Source organism: Micromonospora sp. NPDC047620 (genome assembly GCF_043205005.1).
Taxonomy (GTDB): domain Bacteria; phylum Actinomycetota; class Actinomycetes; order Mycobacteriales; family Micromonosporaceae; genus Micromonospora.
The window spans coordinates 50,929-67,388 of sequence record NZ_JBIDDG010000023.1 but is presented as its reverse complement, the minus strand read 5'-3'; the positions used below and the strand labels follow the sequence as shown (position 1 = coordinate 67,388).

The 16,460-nt window shown below is 72.0% G+C and carries 18 protein-coding genes and 3 pseudogenes; 9 read left to right on the top strand and 12 right to left on the bottom strand.

Going from position 1 to position 16,460, the window contains the following annotated elements; all coding sequences use genetic code 11:
• The first annotated feature begins 63 nt into the window (after positions 1-63).
• Positions 64-405, top strand: coding sequence for a hypothetical protein (locus tag ACGF5C_RS25030; RefSeq protein WP_393305342.1), 342 nt, complete (start codon positions 64-66; stop codon positions 403-405).
• On the opposite strand, the gene ACGF5C_RS25025 is transcribed toward ACGF5C_RS25030, so the two are convergent.
• Positions 321-1,340, bottom strand: coding sequence for a CapA family protein (locus ACGF5C_RS25025; RefSeq protein WP_393305340.1), 1,020 nt, complete (start codon positions 1,338-1,340; stop codon positions 321-323). The two genes, ACGF5C_RS25030 and ACGF5C_RS25025, sit on opposite strands and share 85 nt — an antisense overlap.
• A 302-nt stretch (positions 1,341-1,642) precedes the next feature.
• Entirely contained in the window at positions 1,643-1,768 is a 126-nt protein-coding gene (locus ACGF5C_RS25020) for a hypothetical protein (protein ID WP_393305338.1), read from the bottom strand.
• On the opposite strand from ACGF5C_RS25020, the gene ACGF5C_RS25015 reads away from it, so the two are divergent.
• From ACGF5C_RS25015 to ACGF5C_RS24990, 6 genes and pseudogenes are all read left to right on the top strand, one after another.
• Positions 1,761-2,021, top strand: coding sequence for a hypothetical protein (locus tag ACGF5C_RS25015; RefSeq protein WP_393305336.1), 261 nt, complete (start codon positions 1,761-1,763; stop codon positions 2,019-2,021). The two genes, ACGF5C_RS25020 and ACGF5C_RS25015, sit on opposite strands and share 8 nt — an antisense overlap.
• Positions 2,022-2,146: 125 nt before the next feature.
• Positions 2,147-2,410, top strand: a pseudogene (locus tag ACGF5C_RS25010) (tripartite tricarboxylate transporter permease); the annotation flags it as partial.
• 82 nt (positions 2,411-2,492) lie between these two features.
• Positions 2,493-3,092, top strand: a complete 600-nt coding sequence (locus ACGF5C_RS25005; RefSeq protein WP_393305334.1) for a tripartite tricarboxylate transporter permease — start codon at positions 2,493-2,495, stop codon at positions 3,090-3,092.
• Positions 3,047-3,277 carry a hypothetical protein gene (locus ACGF5C_RS25000; protein WP_393305441.1) on the top strand — a complete coding sequence of 77 codons (231 nt, stop codon included), beginning with the start codon at positions 3,047-3,049 and terminating at the stop codon, positions 3,275-3,277. Before ACGF5C_RS25005 ends, ACGF5C_RS25000 begins: the two co-directional genes overlap by 46 nt.
• Positions 3,278-3,416: 139 nt before the next feature.
• Positions 3,417-4,193: an MFS transporter gene (locus tag ACGF5C_RS24995; protein WP_393305332.1), complete on the top strand. Its 777-nt coding sequence runs from the start codon at positions 3,417-3,419 to the stop codon at positions 4,191-4,193.
• Positions 4,194-4,592: 399 nt separating this feature from the next.
• Positions 4,593-5,657 carry an N-acetylmuramoyl-L-alanine amidase gene (locus ACGF5C_RS24990; RefSeq protein WP_393305330.1) on the top strand — a complete coding sequence of 355 codons (1,065 nt, stop codon included), beginning with the start codon at positions 4,593-4,595 and terminating at the stop codon, positions 5,655-5,657.
• Here the strand turns inward: ACGF5C_RS24990 and ACGF5C_RS24985 are convergent.
• Positions 5,557-5,943 (bottom strand): annotated as a pseudogene (locus tag ACGF5C_RS24985) (ATP-binding protein); the annotation flags it as partial. The gene ACGF5C_RS24990 and the pseudogene ACGF5C_RS24985 sit on opposite strands and share 101 nt — an antisense overlap.
• Before the next feature lie 21 nt (positions 5,944-5,964).
• Here ACGF5C_RS24985 and ACGF5C_RS24980 point away from each other — a divergent pair.
• Together ACGF5C_RS24980 and ACGF5C_RS24975 are read left to right on the top strand one after the other, a co-directional pair.
• Positions 5,965-6,269: pseudogene (locus tag ACGF5C_RS24980) on the top strand (alcohol dehydrogenase); the annotation flags it as partial.
• A 443-nt stretch (positions 6,270-6,712) separates the two neighbouring features.
• Entirely contained in the window at positions 6,713-7,582 is an 870-nt protein-coding gene (locus ACGF5C_RS24975) for a PhzF family phenazine biosynthesis protein (RefSeq protein ID WP_393305328.1), read from the top strand.
• Between the two features lie 96 nt (positions 7,583-7,678).
• On the opposite strand, the gene ACGF5C_RS24970 is transcribed toward ACGF5C_RS24975, so the two are convergent.
• The 9 genes from ACGF5C_RS24970 to ACGF5C_RS24930 are packed head-to-tail and all read right to left on the bottom strand — an operon-like array spanning position 7,679 to position 16,367.
• The gene (locus ACGF5C_RS24970) at positions 7,679-9,433 is read right to left on the bottom strand and encodes a cytochrome bc complex cytochrome b subunit (protein ID WP_393305326.1); all 1,755 of its coding nucleotides are present in this window, start codon (positions 9,431-9,433) and stop codon (positions 7,679-7,681) included.
• Positions 9,430-10,293 carry a ubiquinol-cytochrome c reductase iron-sulfur subunit gene (locus ACGF5C_RS24965; protein ID WP_393305325.1) on the bottom strand — a complete coding sequence of 288 codons (864 nt, stop codon included), beginning with the start codon at positions 10,291-10,293 and terminating at the stop codon, positions 9,430-9,432. Before ACGF5C_RS24965 ends, ACGF5C_RS24970 begins: the two co-directional genes overlap by 4 nt.
• Positions 10,290-11,150 carry a c-type cytochrome gene (locus ACGF5C_RS24960; protein ID WP_393305323.1) on the bottom strand — a complete coding sequence of 287 codons (861 nt, stop codon included), beginning with the start codon at positions 11,148-11,150 and terminating at the stop codon, positions 10,290-10,292. Before ACGF5C_RS24960 ends, ACGF5C_RS24965 begins: the two co-directional genes overlap by 4 nt.
• Before the next feature lie 4 nt (positions 11,151-11,154).
• Positions 11,155-11,544, bottom strand: coding sequence for a c-type cytochrome (locus ACGF5C_RS24955; RefSeq protein WP_393305321.1), 390 nt, complete (start codon positions 11,542-11,544; stop codon positions 11,155-11,157).
• Positions 11,541-12,440: a cytochrome c oxidase assembly protein gene (locus ACGF5C_RS24950; RefSeq protein ID WP_393305319.1), complete on the bottom strand. Its 900-nt coding sequence runs from the start codon at positions 12,438-12,440 to the stop codon at positions 11,541-11,543. Before ACGF5C_RS24950 ends, ACGF5C_RS24955 begins: the two co-directional genes overlap by 4 nt.
• A complete protein-coding gene (locus tag ACGF5C_RS24945; protein WP_393305317.1) occupies positions 12,428-12,817 on the bottom strand; it encodes a hypothetical protein in 390 nt (129 codons plus the stop codon). The genes ACGF5C_RS24950 and ACGF5C_RS24945 overlap by 13 nt, the downstream gene beginning before the upstream one ends.
• Positions 12,817-13,446, bottom strand: coding sequence for a heme-copper oxidase subunit III (locus ACGF5C_RS24940; RefSeq protein WP_393305315.1), 630 nt, complete (start codon positions 13,444-13,446; stop codon positions 12,817-12,819). The genes ACGF5C_RS24945 and ACGF5C_RS24940 overlap by 1 nt, the downstream gene beginning before the upstream one ends.
• Complete coding sequence (gene ctaD / locus ACGF5C_RS24935; protein ID WP_393305313.1) at positions 13,443-15,371, bottom strand: cytochrome c oxidase subunit I; 1,929 nt, start codon at positions 15,369-15,371, stop codon at positions 13,443-13,445. The genes ACGF5C_RS24940 and ctaD overlap by 4 nt, the downstream gene beginning before the upstream one ends.
• A gap of 21 nt (positions 15,372-15,392) precedes the next feature.
• On the bottom strand, positions 15,393-16,367 hold the full coding sequence (locus ACGF5C_RS24930; RefSeq protein WP_393305311.1) for a c-type cytochrome: 975 nt from the start codon (positions 16,365-16,367) through the stop codon (positions 15,393-15,395).
• Between the last annotated feature and the right edge of the window lie 93 nt (positions 16,368-16,460).

The following is a 16,460-nucleotide window of genomic DNA, read 5'->3' as shown; positions in this document are numbered from 1 at the left end:
CCCCTATGAGGGGCGGTCCCCTCCCTCGCAGGAGGGAACATCCACACGGGCCCGTGAAGGAACGTGAACCGGTACCTGGTCGAGAAGATCACCGCGATGGGGATTCGTACGACTTCGGCGAGGGCCACGAACTGCTCGGCCTGCGGCCACGTGGCGCGGGTCGGTGAAGATCAGCAGGATCTGCTCAGCCACCTGCTCAAGTGGTTCGGCGGCCCGTCGACCAAACGCGCCGTCTGGCCCGAGAGGGCGGGTCCTTGTGACGGGATACGCGACGTCGGCGCGACCATCCAGGCCGAGCAGGACGAGATCATCCAGCTCGATCATTGGTGCGGCATCCGCAGCCCGGCGGAGAAGGCATCCCGCAGGTCGACGTATCCGTTGATCCGCCGTGCGATCGCGGCGTAGTGCGCCCGGCGCGGGGCGGGCACCATCGGGTCACTCAGGGCGGCGGCCAGGTCGACGACGCGGGCCCGCGGTCGGTACTCCATCCAGGTTGGCAGCACGGTCACGCCGGTGACCTCCCACCCACCGGACGGGGTGCGGGTGAAGGTGAACTCCGGCACGACCGCGTCCTGAGTATTTTCTGCCGAGCCGTCACCGAACCGGGTGGTCAGGTTGCCCATGCCGTAGGCGACCCATTTCGCGCCGACCTTCTCGAAGGGCTGCACCACGTGCGCATGGTGGCCGACGATCAGGTCGATGTCGGGCGAGGACAGCAGCCGGCTCGCGAGGTCGACCTGGTCGGCGTTCGGTTCGTTCTGGTACTCGGTGCCCCAGTGCATCGACAGGATGACGATCTCCGCGCCGGCGACGCGGGCCCGCCGTGCTTCGGCGAGGATGGCGTCCGCGTCGATCAGGTTGGCCGCCCACGGTCGTCCCGGTGGCAGCGGGATGTCGTTGAAGCTCAGGGTGTACGAGAGTTGTCCGACCTTGACGCCGCCCACGTCCATGACATTCGGGCGTTGGCTCTCCGCCGCGGTCCGGGCCGTGCCCGTATGCCGCAGGCCCACCCGGTCGAGGTTGTCGAGAGTGCGGGCGATGCCCCTCGACCCGGTGTCCAGAGAGTGGTTGGAAGCGGTGGAACAGGTGTCGAAGCCTGCCCATGCGGCGGCGTCGGCCAGTGCGGGAGGCACGCTGAAGTTCGGCCAGCCGGTGAACGGGCCGGTGGGCTCGGCCAGGGGCGTCTCCATGTGGCAGATGGCCAGATCGGCGGCGCTCACGCGGGCGCGGACCGCGGCGAGCACCTGGGTGAAGTCGTGGCCGTCGCGTCCTGCTCGGCGCGCATCGGCGGCTGCCTGCTCGGTGAGCGCGGGGTGTACGAGCAGGTCACCGGCCGCCACCACGGTGAGTGTGTTTCGGGGTCCGGGGCTGGCGGCGGCGGAGCTGGGCGGTTCGCTTGTCGTCTTCCTCGCCGGCGCGTCGCAGCCGGACGCCAGAACAGCGATCACCAGTACTGCCGCAGCCGATATTCTCCTCATATCAGCACATACTGCCGACGCTTCGGACAGAGCGTGGGGAGAGAGGAAAACGTCCTTCCCGGGAGGAAGGGCCCAGATGCCGGAATCGTCCTGGGACGATCGCGGCGAGCACGGCCAGGCGCGTACCGGGGCGCCAGGTGTCTGCGGCGCCGAGCCGTCGGTCGTCAGGAGACCCAGATGTAGCGACGCTCCGGGCAGCCGGCGGAGCCGTACCGGAGGCTGACCTCCGCCCGTCCCGTGTCGGCGAAGTGTTCCAGGTAGCGACGGGCGCTGACCCTGGAGATGCCCACCGCTGGCGCACTCGGCGCCAGCGGCTTCGGCGAGTTCCTCGACCAGGTCGAGGCCGGTCAGATCCGGGTCCTCGCGGTCACCAGCGCGGCCCCGATCGACGCGCTCAAGGACGTGCCGACGCTGAAGTCGTCCGGCATCGACCTCGTCTTCACCAACTGGCGGGGCATCGTCGTGCCGCCCGGCATCAGCGACGCCGACAAGAAGGTCTGGATCGACGCGCTGACGAAGATGCACGAATCGGACGAGTGGTAGGCCGAGCTGACCAAGCAGGGTCGGACCGACGCCTTCGTCACCGGCGACCAGTTCGCCACCTTCCTCACCGAGCAGGACAAGTCGGTGGCGGACCTGCTCGCGCAGCTCTGACTGGCATAACCGGCATGACCACCCGACCGGAGCGGGGCGGCGACCCGCCGCCCCGCCCGGGCGCCGCCAACGGACCGGTCACCGCGCCGGACTTCGCGCTGATGCTGCTGTCGTTCGTGGCGGTCACCGCGGTGCTCGGCGCGTCCCGGGTACGCGGCTTCGCCTCGCTGCTGGTCGGCCTGGTCATCGGCACCGTCGGGATCGACGCGGTCAGCGGTCAGCAGCGGCTCACCCTGGGGATCCCGCAGCTCGCCGACGGCATCGACGTGGTCGTGGTGGCGGTCGGCATCTTCGCCGTCGGCGAGGCGCTCTGGATCGCCGCGCACCTGCGCCGCCGCGCCGCCGAGGTGACGGCCGTGGATGGGGAAGCAGGACTGGAAACGGTCCTGGAAGCCGTGGCTGCGCGGCACCGCGTACGGGTTCCCGTTCGGCGCGCTGCCGGCCGGCGGGGCGGAGATCCCGACGTTCCTGTCGTACGCCACGGAGAAGAAGCTGACGAGGCACCCGGAGGAGTTCGGCCGGGGCGCGATCGAGGGCGTCGCCGGGCCGGAGGCGGCCAACAACGCCTCCGCCGCCGGCACGCTGGTGCCGATGCTGGCCATCGGCCTGCCCACCAACGCCACCGCCGCGGTGATGCTGGCCGCCTTCCAGCCGTACGGCATCCAGCCGGGCCCGCTGCTCTTCGAGCGGGAGTCGGGCCTGGTGTGGACGTTGATCGCCAGCCTCTTCGTGGGCAACCTGCTGCTGCTGGTGCTCAACCTGCCGCTCGCGCCCGCCTGGGCGCGGCTGCTGCGGATCCCCCGCCCGTACCTCTACGCCGGGATCCTCTTCTTCGCCTCGATGGGCGCGTACGCCGTCAACGCCCAGCCGTTCGACCTGTTCCTGCTGCTCACCCTCGCCTGCTCGGCTTCGGCATGCGTCGCTTCGGGCTGCCGATCCTGCCGCTCATCGTCGGGGTGATCCTCGGCCCGCGCGCCGAGTTGCAGGGCCGGCGGGCGTTGCAGCTCTCCGACGGCGAGCTGCACGGCCTCATCGGCGGCTGGGTGTCCTGGACGATCTACGCCGTGGTCCTGGTGGTGCTGCTCTGGCCGGTGCTCGGCCGCTTCGTCGTTCGACCTGTTCGGGAAAGGCTGGTGACCCGATGACGGTGCTGGTGTGGTACGTCCCCTCGGCCCCTGGTGAGGCGGCGCTGCTTCGGGTGCCCTGCCCGGTGCTCGCGGTGAAGGCCGACTGAGTGGAGTGCCAACCACCGCTCACGGGGACCCCGGGCTGACCGGGGTCCCCGTGCGTACCCAGACGGGCCTGCTGCTCGCCCACACCGTCGTGGTGCAGGCGGTCACCTTCATGCTGCGCCCGGCGTCCGCGTACCGGGCGCTGGACCTGGACGTGCCGGCGGCCTGGCTCGGCGTGCTCGGGGCCAGCTTCGCCGTCGTGCCGCTGGTGCTCGCGGTCCCCTCCGGCCAGGCGGTCGACCGGTTCGGCGAACGCCGGATCGTGCTGGCCGGCTCGGGTCTGCTCGCCGCCGCCGGCGCCTGCTTCGTGCTGTTCGCCGACTCGGTCGCCGGCCTGGTCGTGACCAGCATGGTCCTCGGCACCGGCCACCTCTTCGCGGTGGTCGGCCAACAGGCGCTGGTCGCCAACCGCACGGCGGCGGACCGGTACGACACGGCTTTCGGCTACTACACCTTCGCCGCCTCGCTCGGCCAGACGTTCGGTCCCGGCCTTATCGTGGCCTTCGGCGGTGACCACCCGATCCCGGACACCGGGGCGATCTTCCTCGGCGCCACCGCGCTCACCCTGCCCCTGCTGGTCGCCGCCGTGTTCCTCCGCCCGTCAGCACAGCACCGGCAGGCGGCGGGGCCGGCCGCCGGTGGGCTGGGCGGCCGGGCGATGTCCCTGCGCCTCACCGGCAACCGGCTCGGCCAGGTGCTCATCCCGAGCGCCGCCGGTGCGCTCGCCGCCGGCGCCGGGGCGGCGGGCGTGCTCGCCTGCACCGCCGCCGGCCCGGCCGGCGCGGCCGTCGCCGCGACCGGCCTGCACCGGCCACCCCCGGAACCCTGAGCGCGGCCCTCGCACGCCGAGCGGGGGAATCGGACCTGACGTGGACACCTGGACGACCACCGGCCCTGTCACGCAAGGCCTGCGCCGTCTCCGATAGCCCTCTTCAAGATCAGGATACGAACACGTAAACGTCCTTCCCGGATAGATCGACACTGGTTACAGTCTCCGCCGTGAGGCTTCCGTGGACTCCACGCGCATTGCCGGCGGCGGCAGCTGAGGTTGCCGCCACGCCGGCCAGGCGCGCATGCCACCGCTGAACGCGGCCCTTCAACGGCGTGGCGTCATCGCGCATGCTCACGTACGCGAGGTTCGCCGGGCGGAGGCAGACAGCGCCAGACCGGCGTCGTGGCGGGCGCCTCACACTCCCCCGTTGCCCATCCCTCTATCCGAGAGGCACCCATGCTCAGCAACACCCCCCTGCGGCGCCGTACCCTGTTGGCCGCCGCCGCCGGCGCCGCGTTCGCGCCCGTCGTCGCCGGCCAGGCCCGGGCCGCGATCCCCCGCGTCTACATCGACCCGGGGCACGGCGGCACCGACCCCGGCGCGGTCGGGAACGGCCTGCAGGAGAAGGTACTCACCCTCGACATCGCCCTGCAGTTGCGCAGCATCCTGCTGACCAACTGGAGCGTCGACGTGCGGATGTCACGGACGACCGACGTCACCCGTAGCCTCACCTACCGCACCGACGACGCCAACGCGTGGGGCGCCAACCTGTTCGTGAGCGTCCACATCAACTCGGGCGGCGGCACCGGCTTCGAAAGCTACCGATACCCGACGGCGGATTCGGCTACCGTCAACCTGCACAACGCCCTGCACTCGAAGGTCCTCTCGGGCATGCGGTCGATCGGTGGGGTCACCGACCGGGGCCAGCGGACGGCCAACTTCCACGTACTCCGCGAGACCACCATGCCGGCGGTCCTCACCGAGAACCTGTTCATCGACACCGTTGCCGACGCGAACCTGCTCAAGCGGGCCGACTTCATCACCGCCACCGCCCACGGGCACGCCCAGGGCATCGCGCAATACCTGGGGCTCGGCAGCACTCCCCCGCCCGCATACAGCACCATCGTGGACAACGCCACCGCGGGCCGCTTCAGCGCGAGCACCAACTGGGGCACCTCGACCTACTCGGCACAGCGGTACGGAGCCGACTATCGGTTCGCCAACCCGGTGGCCGCGAGCGACGCCGCATGGTTCAAGGTCAGCATCCCGCAGTCCGGCAACTACCGCATCGAGGTGCGGCACCCGGCGGATCCCGGCTACAACAGCGCGACGCCGTACGTGATCGTCACCGCGGCGGGAAACCAGACGGTGCACGTGGACCAGCGCACCAACGGCGGGGCCTGGCGTTCGATCGGCACCTTCAACCTCGCTGCCGCCGACCGCAACCTGGTCGGTGTGAGCCGTTGGAGCAGCGCCGGCGGATACGTGATCGCCGACGCGGTGCGGGTGACCCGAGTCTGAGGCGCCGGCCTCGGCGTTGAGTGGGAGGGCGCGGCCCGTGCAGGGTCACGCTCCGCGCCCTCCCTGACGGAGTGATGTGTCGGCGGAGAACGTGGGCGGCCGGACCGGGTAGGCGGTGTGTTCGGTCGTCACACCGGAGAAGTCGTCGGAGGCGGGTCGTCGTGCGGTCGGTGGCCGGTAGCCAGCAGACGAAGGTGCTGCCGGTGCCCGGTCGGGAGAAGACAGTGGCGTGCCCGCCGTGGGACTCGACGATCTGCCGTACGATCGCCAACCCCAGCCCGGTACGCCGGACCGGTGGGCTGGATGCGCCCCCATCGACGTCGACGCCTACCTGGCCTGCTCGCGGTCGACGGCACCCTCGTCAACGTCGGTGCCCCCGCCGAGCCGCTGACCCTCAACGTCTTCTCCCTTATCGGCGCTCGACGCTCCTACGCCGACTCGATGATCGGAGGCATCCGCGAGACCCAGGAGATGCTCGATTTCTGCGCCGAACACCGCATCGGCGCCGACATCGAACTCATCTCCACCGGCAAGATCAACGACGCCTACGAGCGCGTCCGCGCCTCCGACGTCCGCTACCGGTTCGTCATCGATACCGCCACGCTCGGCTGACCCGAGGTTCCCTGACCTGCTCCGCTCGGCCGGCCCTGGCCGAGCGGAGCCCACGGCCCCGAGGACAACGCTGAGCAACAGCCCGCCATCTAAGCCCTTCAACCTTTGCCGACTGCCGCTGCCGCGCTCAGCCAGGCACTCACACCCGGTGAACGCTCAGGGTCATCACAACCAGGTAGCCGAACCCGAGGCCGGTGCCAGGCGCTGCGTTAGTCAGCGGCGGAGAAGGCGAACGACCGCGAGGCGGTACCGTATCGGAGACCGAGGCGCTGAAGAAGGCGGGCGGAATCGACTATGGGACGGCCAGGCCGGGAAACCGGTACGCGGGTCGAGCACCGGGCGGCCCCTGGTGGCCACGTCGACCTCTTCGGACAGTGGTGGAGCCTGCGCACCGTCTGCGAGCCGCGGAGCGGCCCGGCATCCACCGGCGAAGGAATGCCGGCATGACTGGCTTCTCCCGCCGCGACGTGACGATCGTCGACGCCTGCACGCTCCGGGGACAAGGCGGCAGCCCCACCGCCGTGCTGATCGACGACCCGGCACTCGACGATGGCGCACGCCGCGTGGCAGTTCGCGACGCAGGTACCTCACACGCGGCGTTCGTGGACACCGGCACGGACACTGTCCGGTTCTTCACCACGCAGGGCGAACTCACCAACTGCGGGCACGGCACCGTGGCCGCCCAGGCGTTCCTGCTGCGCCGTCGCGGGTCAGCAGAGCATCACGGGCACCAGCGGACCGGTGGCCGCGTCTTCGGCACCACGGCGGTCGAGCGCGACGACGGCATCGAGGTGTGGTTCGACCAGGGCCTCATCGGTCTTCAGGACGGCGTTCCCGCGGGCCTCGACGGGGTCCTCGGCGCCCTCGGTATCCGGCCGGACGCCATCGCCGCGGACGACACCCCGAGCGTCGCGTCGCCGGGAACGCCGCGACTGCTCGTACCCGTCAAGACGGCGCCGATCCTGCGCTCCCTGCGACCGGATCTGCCCCGGCTCGCCGCCGAATGCCGCCGCCTCGGTTACCTCGGCTGCTTTGTCTACACGATGTCTCCGGTCGACGGCAGGGCGATGGCGCGCATGTTCGCGCCCGCCATCGGAGTCGACGAGGATGTCGTCAACGCCAACAGCAGCGGATGCCTCGCCGCGCATCTTCATGTGACACATGGCCGGAGCAGCGTCGAAGTCGAACAGGGACACTCGGCCGGGCGCCCGTCCCTGGTGTTCGCCACCGCGACAACCACCCCGGAGGGCATCTTGACCCGGGTCGGCGGAACGGCCGTTGTCCGAAGCAGACTCGAGGGCACGGCGGCCTGACGCATCCGGGTCGTCAGGGCGTGGGTGGCCAGGATGGTGACCGTCGCCGAGCGCGGCTCCGTGGACTCCCCACAATTTCCGTCATCGCCGTACCGGTCAGTCCGACGGCCCCGACGGCCCGTCCGGCCGGTCGCCGTCCGGGCCGGGACGGTCGGGTCTGCGCTCCCGCCGCCGCTGTGCCAGGGCCGTCACCAGCAGGGACGCCCCGAGCGCGGCGTCGCCCCAGCGGCGCAGCGCGGACCGGAGGCCGGGAGCGGACGGCGGGGGCCCGGGGACGACGACGGGGTCCACCCCCGGGTACGCCAGCCGGGCCGCCGCGGCCACCTCCTGCTCCGACTGCCCCGACAGGTTGCCGTGGATGGTGACGTCCCGGGCGTCGTCGCGGTAGCGCCAGCGCCACAGGTCGCCCTCGGGCCACATCTCGATCCGCTCGCCCGGCAGGGTCGCCTGCGCGGCGGACCCGGGCGGCTGGTCCGCCCGCCCCGCGTCGCCGCCGCGGCGGGGCACACCGACGGCCCGCCGCAGGTCGGCGCGGGTGAGATCGCCGATCCCGGCGGCGTCGCCGCGGTTCAGGGCCCGCGCCACCAGGTACGCGAGCAGCCCGGCCGCCAGGGGCAGCAGCAGGACCAGCACCCGCAGCAGCGAGAGCACGTCATGGGTCGGCACATCCAGCAGCCGGGCGATGACGTCGTCGCCCGCGGCGACGGTCAGCACCCCGTAGAAGGTGATGGCGGTTACGCCGATGCCGGTGCGCGCGGGGTGGTCGCGGGGGCGGTCGAGCAGTTGGTGCGGCCGGCGGTCCTTCGTGCGCAGCCGCTCGGCGAACGGCCAGGCGTACAGGGCGAGGAAGGTCAGTCCGCCCACCGCCACGCCGGGGACGAACGGGGCGGGCACGAGGTACCCGGCGATTCGGATCTCCCACGGCGGGAAGAGGCGCAGCGCCCCGTCGCCGAAGGCGACGTACCAGTCGGGTTGGGCGGGGGACGTGACCTCGGCCGGTTCGAACGGTCCGTAGATCCATACCGGGTTGATCTGCACCAGCCCGCCGAGGGCGAACAGCACGGCGAGCACCCAGGCGAACAGGGCCAGCGAGCGCAGGGCGTAGCTGGGCCAGAACCGGGAGCCGACCACGTTGTGTTCGGTCCGTCCCGGGCCTGGGAACTGGCTGTGTGTCTGCCGCACGATGATCGCCAGGTGGATCGATACCAGCGCGACGAGGAAGCCCGGGACCAGCAGCACGTGGCTGACGAACATCCGGGGGATCATCTCGTCGGAGGGAAACTCGCCGCCGAGAGCCAGGGACGCCAGCCACGGCCCGACCAGTGGGACGGACTCCGTCACCGAGACGAGGATCCGCAGGCCTATACCGGAGAGCAGATCGTCCGGCAACGAGTAGCCGGTGAAGCCGTTGAACAGGGCGAGGGCCAGCATGGTGACGCCGATCAGCCAGTTGATCTCGCGCGGCTTGCGGTACGCCCCCGTGAAGAAGATCCGGGTCAGGTGCACCACGATCGCGGCGACGAAGACCAGCGCCGCCCAGTGGTGTGTCTGCCGGATCAGCAACCCGGCAGACACGTCCCAGCTCAACCGCACCGTCGAGGCGTACGCGGCGGAGGTGGGGACGCCGTCCAGCGGCGCGTAGTTGCCCTGGTAGACGCGGTCGGCGACGCTGGGGTCGAAGAAGAGGGTCAGGTAGACGCCGGTGAGGATCAGCGCGACGAACGAGTAGAGCGCGATCTCGCCCAGCATGAACGACCAGTGGTCGGGGAACACCTTGGCCAGGGATTTGCGGGCGACGGGAGACAGCCGCAGCCGGTCGTCGAGGGCGCGGGCGAACCGGTCGACGATCACGGCCGGCCCCAGAAGCCGGCGCCGGGTGGGGTGGTGAAGTCACCGGTGGCGCGCAGGTGGCCGTCCGGGCCGACCTCGATCGGCAACGCGGGCAGCGCTCGGGCGGCCGGGCCGGACACCGGACGGGCCGCGGCGAGCAGGTCGAACGAGGACTGGTGGCAGGGGCAGAGCAGTTGCCCGGTACCTGCCAGGTAGAGGCGGACCGGGCAGCCGGCGTGCGTGCACAGCAGCGAGTAGACGACCAAGCCGTCGAGGTGACCGCCGGCCGGTGGCCGGGTGAAGCGTCGCGGGTCGAGGCGGACCGCGAAGGCGGGCCCGTCACCGGTGTCGACGTCGCCTTCCGGGAAGACCACGACCATCGTGTCCGCCGGCACGTCCTCGGGACGCAACGGTCGCCCCTCGCCGTTCACCAGCCGCACACCGAACCCCCAGGGCGTGTCCTTTCGTGCCGCCACCGGGCGGGCGCGGTCGAACGGCAGCAGGGAGCGCAGCGGGAAGAGCGCGGTGGCGCCGAGGGCGGCCAGCGCCAGCCCGAGCGCGGCGAGCGGGCCACGGCGGCGCAGCGGGCTGTCCTCGGCCGTGAGCGCCGCCGCCGTCCGCGCCTGCGTGCGCGGCGATGGGGTGAACCCGGCGTGCTCCTCGACGTAGCCGCCGGACGGCACGAGCCGCCGCCCCCAGACCGCGAGACCCACGGCCAGACCGGCGAAGGCCACCGCGAGCGAGACTCCCTCCCACTGCGTCTGGCCGCCGAGGACGTAGGTCACCGCGAAGCCGACCGCTCCGGCGGCGCTGACGAGGAAGGCCGCGACGATGCGGCGGGTCACGCCCCGCTCGGGCTCCGGTGCACCACTTTTGCTCACTCGCCGGCCCTCCTGCCCAGCCAGCGCGCTGCCGCGACGAGCAGCCCCAGCACGACGATCCAGGCCACGAGTCCCTCGGCCAGCGGGCCCAACCGGCCCAGCGGGTTCCCGCCCCGGTCCAGCCGGTCGCTCTGCAACCTCCGCACGTAGGTGACCACGTCGTTGACCTGCTGGTCGCTGAGTACCTGGCTGGGAAAGACCGGCATCAGACCGGGACCGACCCGCACCGCCTCGGCCACCTGCACCGCACTCGCGTCGTACAGGGGTGGGGCGATCGATCCGTCGGTCAGGTTCGCGCCCGCCCCGGTCGCGCCGTGGCAGGGTGCGCAGGTGGCGGCGAAGATCTCCCGGCCGTTGGTGACGCTGCCGGGTGCGACCTGCGGGATCTGCGGGCCCCCGCCGAAGGTGCCGACGTGGCCGACCAGCGCCGCGATCTCGCCGGCCGAGAAGACCGGCTCGGCACGTCGGGGCTGCTGCCGCTCGGCCGAGAGCGGCATCCGGCCGGTGGAGACCTGGAAATGGACCGAGGCGGGCCCGACACCGATCAGGGAGGGCCCTCGCTGGGCGCCCTGGCCCTGGGGGCCGTGGCAGCTGGCGCAGTGCTGCCGGTAGAGCTCGGCGCCGTGGTCCGCCGGTGCGGACGTGGCCGGTGCCGACGTGGCCGGTGCCGACGTGGCCGGTGCCGACGTGGCCGGTGCCGACGTGGCCGGTGCCGACGTGGCCGGTATGGGGTCGGGCTGCGCCGCGACGCCGGGTCCGGCGGCGAGCGTCAGCACCGCACCGACGGCGAGGGCCCGGCGGGGGTGCAGCCGCGCCGGGCGGCCCCGTCCGGCGGTGATCGTTGCTCGTTGGTCCACGGTCTCAGTCCAGTGTGTACAGGTAGGCGGCGATGTCCTGCGCGTCGATCGGGTCGATGCCCAGGTCCGGCATGGCGGTGCCGGGCTCGACCGCCTGCGGGTCGGCGATCCAGCGCCGCAGGTTGTCGGCGTTGTTCGGCAACGCGCCGGCGATGTAGGAGCGGGCCCCGAAGCGGGTCAGGGGCGGGCCGACCAGCCCGTTCGCCCGGTCGATGCCCGGGATGACGTGGCAGGAGCCGCAGCCGCGTTCGACGATGAGCTGTGCGCCGCGCTCGGGGAAGCCGACGCGGACCTCCGGCGGTGGCGGCGGGGCGGTGCTGGCGCAGCCGGGCGCGACGAGCACGACCGGCAACACCAGCAGGACCGGCCACAGCGACCGGATTCCTCGCGTCATCGCGCCCCCGCTCCGGTATGCGTGGTGGCGACCGGGCCGCTCGGTTCCGGCGGGGTCACCCGGTCCGGGCTCTGCCGGTGCAGGCGCAGCAGCCAGCGGAGGAAGATGGTCAACGTCGCGACCAGCACGGCCACGTCCATCGGCGCCCACATCAGCAGGCCCGCCACCTGTTGATCGGTGAGCGGGTTGGGGCCGAGCGCCTCGGCCGGATAGATCGGTCGCGGCGCGAAGGTGAGCACCGCGCCCAGCCCCGAGGCCGGCAGCATCGTGGCGGCCAGGAGCAGCACCGCGATCGGGGCGGGCAGGCGGTGCTGCGGCGCGCCGAGCACCGGCGCCCACAGCAGCCAGGCAGCGGTGACGAAGCAGAGATGCTCGACGGCGTGCACGAGCGGCTGCTGCAGGGCGGCGACGTAGGGCGCGGGCAGGTGCCAGACCCACAGCACCAGCGTCTGCACCCCGCCTGCCAGCGCGGCCGTGGTCACCGGCCGGCGCAGCCACCGGGCGGCGGGGGCGGCCCGGAGCCGGGCCAGTCGTTGCCGTAGCGGCTGCGGGCAGGCGAGGGTCAGCGGCAGCCCGGCGGCGCCGGCGGCGAGCAGCGGCCCGGCGACCAGCAGCAGGGCCATGTGCTGGGTCATGTGCCCGGTCAACGACCGCCCGGCCAGGTCGGTCAGCGGAGGGCCCTGCGCGGCGAGCGCGACCAGCACGCCGAGGCCGAAGGTGGCCACCCGCCAGCCCGGCAGGACGCGTCCCGCGCCGCGGCGGGCCCAGAGCTCGTGCACGCCGCGGCCGTAGCCGGCGGCCAGCAGGGCCAGCGTCAGCACGAGCAGGATGTCGAGCAGCCCGGCCACGACGGACGCCTCCTGCGGCCCGCCGCCGGTCGCCGTCATCCCTGGCATGGCGCCAGCACCAGCAGGGCGGCCCCGCCCAGGGCGATGATGGTCAGGAAGAGCAGGTTCAGCCAGATCCCCACGACGGCGAGCATCCTGGTGCGGGAGACAGACCGGTCCTCGCCGTCCTGGCGGATGCGCCGCCAGGCCAGCCCGGCGGCGAGCAGCGATCCCACGGTGGCCAGCGCCGGCAGCACCACCGCCAGGGTGACGACCAGGCGCAGCGGCACGGCGCCGACGCGCGTGGAGCCGGTGGCGCAGGTGAGTTCCTCGACGCCCCAGGCGACGAGTAGGTGCACGGCCCAGGCGAGCGCGCCGCCGAGGACCCCGTACCAGAGCAGCAGCCCGCCGGCGAGGCGGGCGCGCTGACCGGGCTGGACGCTCATCACAGCCACGGCGAGACGTAGACGGTGAACAGGATGGCGGCCCACACCGCGTCGACGAAGTGCCAGTAGATGGCCGTGTTGCGGACGCGGTCGTGGCGGTGGCCCCCGAGGTTGCCGCCGAGCAGCGAGGCGGCGAGCAGCCGGCTCAGCATCGTCAGCCCGACCAGCACGTGCAGGCCGTGGAACCCCGTGATGACGTAGAACAGCGAGCCGTAGACGTTGGTGGTCATGGTGAACTCACGCAGCAGTTCGGCGTACTCGGTGGCCTGCAGGGCCAGGAACGTCAGCCCGAGGAGCAGGGTGGCGGCGACGCCAATGTTCAGCCGCCGGCGCTGCCCGGCGCGGATGCCGCGTTCCGCCCAGATCAGGGGCAGGCTGCTGGGCAGCAGCACCGCGGTCATCACCAGCGGGCGCAGCAGCGCCGGCTCGGCGATTCCGTCGGGGGGCCACGGCGAACCGTGCTGGAAGCGCAGGTAGAAGTAGCTGCCGAGCAGGTAGGCGAACAGGGCCGCCTCGGTGGCGACGAACATGACCATTCCCCACCAGCCGATGGAGCGGCCGACCGGCAGTTCCGTGGTCAGCGCCTCGGCGCCGGTGGCCGCCGCGATGCCGCCCCGGGCGTCTCTCATCCGGTCACCCCCGGCTCTGCCGCTGGCCGGCGCGGCGGCCAGAGCCAGACGGCCAACGTCGCGGCGACGGCCAGCGCGGCGGCGGCGGCGACCGGGTACCAGGCGAACAGCATCGCGGTGAAGAAGACGAGCAGTTCCACGGCGACCAGGAGCGGCTGCAGGGAGGCCTCGGGCATCTGGACCGCGCGTTCGCGTCGGCCGTCCAGTTCGCTGGTGATCAGCGTCGTCCGGCCGTCGGCGAGGATCCGGTCACCCGTGGCGCCCGCGCCCAGCGACTCCATGCTCCGGGCGTCCCACACGGGGTGCAGGCTGTGCACCCGCGGCAGCACCGGGAAGTTGTAGGGCTGCGGTGGTGACTGGGTCGCCCACTCCAGGCTGTCCCCGCCCCACGGATCGGCCGGGGCGGGCCGGCCGCGCCGGATCGCGTGCCCGACCCCGATCAGCACGAGCAGCAGCCCGACCGCGAGGAGGTACGCCCCGGCGGTGCTGACCAGGTTCCACCGCTCCCAGCCGAGCTCTGCGGGATAGGTGTAGACGCGTCGGGGCATGCCCCACAGGCCGTAGAGGTGCATCGGGAAGAACGTGACCTGCATGCCGGTGAACACCAGCCCGAAGGCCCATCGGCCGAGCCGCTCGTGGTACATCCTGCCGGTGATCTTCGGCAGCCAGTAGTAGATGCCGGCGAGGATCGGGAACAGCGCGCCGCCGACGAGCACGTAGTGGAAGTGCGCCACGACGAAGTACGAGTCGGTGGTCTGCTGGTCGAAGGCGGTGATCGCGAACATGGTGCCGGTGAAGCCGCCGACCACGAAGGTCACCAGGAATCCGATCAGGAACAGCATCGGCACCCGGAGGACCAGCCGGCCGAGCAGCATGGTGGCCAGCCAGGCGAAGATCTGGATGCCCGACGGGATGGTGATGATCGTGCTGGCCGCGCTGAAGAAGCTGTAGGACAGCTGCGGCAGCCCGGTGGCGAACATGTGGTGCACCCACACGCCGAAGGAGATGATCGCGATGGACACGATGGAGAGCACGATCAGCGCGTAGCCGACCACGCCCCGGCGGGTGAAGGTCGGCAGCACCGCCGAGACGATGCCCAGTGCCGGCAGCACGATGATGTAGACGTCGGGATGGCCGAAGATCCAGAACAGGTGCTGCCAGAGCAGCACGTTTCCGCCGGCCTCCGGGTCGAAGAAGTGGGTGCCGAAGCGGCGGTCGAAGAACAGCATCGCGTTGTCCAGGTTCAACGCGGGCAACGCGAAGATCACCATGAACGCGGTGGCGACGATCGCCCAGACGAACAGCGGCACCCGGTCGAGCGACATGCCGGGGGCGCGCAGCTTCAGCGCGGTGACGATGAAGTTGATCGAGCCGGCGGTGGTGGCGATGCCGAGGAACAGCAGCCCGAGGGTGTAGACGTCGATGTTCAACCCGGGCAGGCTCTGCTCACCGGCCAACGGCACGTACGCGAACCAGCCGGCGTTCGGGGCCGCGCCGAAGGGCAGGCTGGCCCACATGAACAGCCCGGCGAAGAGGAAGATCCAGTAGCCCAGCGCGTTCAGCTTCGGGAACGCCATGTCCCGCGAACCGATCATGAGCGGGACCAGGTAGTTGCCGAAGCCGAAGAGCATCGGGGTGGCGAACAGGAAGATCATCGCCGTGCCGTGCATGGTGAACAGCTGGTTGTACTCGTCCGGGGTGAGCAGGGTGGACTCGGGGCGGGCCAGTTGGGTGCGCATCGCCAGCGCGCTGATGCCGGCGAGGGCGAAGAACAGTCCGGCGGTGACCAGGTAGCGCCGCCCGATCCTCTTGTGGTCGACGGTGCCGAACCAGGCGACCAGGGACGGCCGCTCGCCCCAGTGTTGTTGCAGCCGTGCCAGGTCCTCGCGGGTCGCGCCGGTCGGCGGCGCGGCAGCGGTCGACATGTCGTCACCTCCCCCGTGTGGTCACTTCAGCGACTGCAGGTACGCGATGAGGTCCGGCAGCCGCGCGGCGTCGATCGGTTGCGGCGGCATGTGGCTGCCGGGTTTGACGGTCTGCGGGTTGGCGATCCAGCCGCCGAGGTGGCCGGCGTCGTTCGGCACCGCGCCGGCGCCGAGGCTCCAGCGGGAACCGACGTCGGACAGGTCGGGACCGGCCCGGCCGTCGGCGCCGGTGCCGCGGATGGCGTGGCAGCCGGCGCAGGTGCCCTGGACGAACGCCTGCCGCCCGCGCTGTTCGGCGTCGGTCCGCGGCTGCCGGGCCGGTGAGCCAAGTCGGGCCAGCCAGGCGTCGAACTGCGGGCGGGGCTCAGCCACCACCAGGAACGCCATGTGCGCGTGCTGGGTGCCGCAGTACTCGGCGCACTGGCCACGGTAGGTGCCCGCCCGCTCGGCCTGCAGCCACGTCTCACGGGTCTCGCCGGCGATCAGGTCGGTCTTGGGCATCAGCTGCGGCACCCAGAAGCTGTGCAGCACGTCCGCGGTCCGCAGCCGCACCCGGACCCGCTCCCCCACCGGGATGTGGAGTTCGTTGGCGGTCGCCCCGTCGATCCCCGGCACCCGCACCTCCCACCACCACTTGTGGCCGGTGACCTCGATGGTCGGCGCCTGCGGCTCCGGGCCGGCGCCGAGCGCCGCCAGGTCCCGCAGCCCGACGCCGTAGACCGCGACCAGGATGAGCAGCGGAACGCCGGCGCCGGCGACGGCCACGAAGCGCAGTGGCTGGCCGTGCCGGACCCGGGTCGTCGGTGCGCGGCGGAACAGCAGCGCCCAGGCCAGCAGCGCCATCACCTCGACGAAGACCGCCAGGGCGATCCAGAACAGCAGCCACCAGGTCCGCTCGACGCGCTCGGCGCCGGTCCCCGCGGTGTCGAGCGTCGACGGCGCGTCCGTGGCACAGGAGGTCAGGGCGAACAGCGCCGCCAGGGTGCCGAGCGCCATGACGGTGCGACGGTGTGACCGCCGCGCGGTCCCACCGGCCGTCGACGCCGCTGACGTGTCCACCGCCAGGGACGGTAGCGGCACGAACCGCTT

What these genes read in the sequence shown, in the direction of transcription:
- ctaD (WP_393305313.1), bottom strand. Translation starts at nt 15,371, where the DNA reads ATGTCGACCGCTGCCGCGCCGCCGACCGGCGCGACCCGCGAGGACCTG.
- ACGF5C_RS25005 (WP_393305334.1), top strand. Translation starts at nt 2,493, where the DNA reads ATGGGGAAGCAGGACTGGAAACGGTCCTGGAAGCCGTGGCTGCGCGGC.
- ACGF5C_RS24955 (WP_393305321.1), bottom strand. Translation starts at nt 11,544, where the DNA reads ATGACGCGAGGAATCCGGTCGCTGTGGCCGGTCCTGCTGGTGTTGCCG.
- ACGF5C_RS25015 (WP_393305336.1), top strand. Translation starts at nt 1,761, where the DNA reads ATGCCCACCGCTGGCGCACTCGGCGCCAGCGGCTTCGGCGAGTTCCTC.
- ACGF5C_RS24940 (WP_393305315.1), bottom strand. Translation starts at nt 13,446, where the DNA reads ATGAGAGACGCCCGGGGCGGCATCGCGGCGGCCACCGGCGCCGAGGCG.
- ACGF5C_RS24945 (WP_393305317.1), bottom strand. Translation starts at nt 12,817, where the DNA reads ATGAGCGTCCAGCCCGGTCAGCGCGCCCGCCTCGCCGGCGGGCTGCTG.
- ACGF5C_RS24990 (WP_393305330.1), top strand. Translation starts at nt 4,593, where the DNA reads ATGCTCAGCAACACCCCCCTGCGGCGCCGTACCCTGTTGGCCGCCGCC.
- ACGF5C_RS25000 (WP_393305441.1), top strand. Translation starts at nt 3,047, where the DNA reads ATGCGTCGCTTCGGGCTGCCGATCCTGCCGCTCATCGTCGGGGTGATC.
- ACGF5C_RS24950 (WP_393305319.1), bottom strand. Translation starts at nt 12,440, where the DNA reads ATGCCAGGGATGACGGCGACCGGCGGCGGGCCGCAGGAGGCGTCCGTC.
- ACGF5C_RS24930 (WP_393305311.1), bottom strand. Translation starts at nt 16,367, where the DNA reads ATGGCGCTCGGCACCCTGGCGGCGCTGTTCGCCCTGACCTCCTGTGCC.
- ACGF5C_RS24975 (WP_393305328.1), top strand. Translation starts at nt 6,713, where the DNA reads ATGACTGGCTTCTCCCGCCGCGACGTGACGATCGTCGACGCCTGCACG.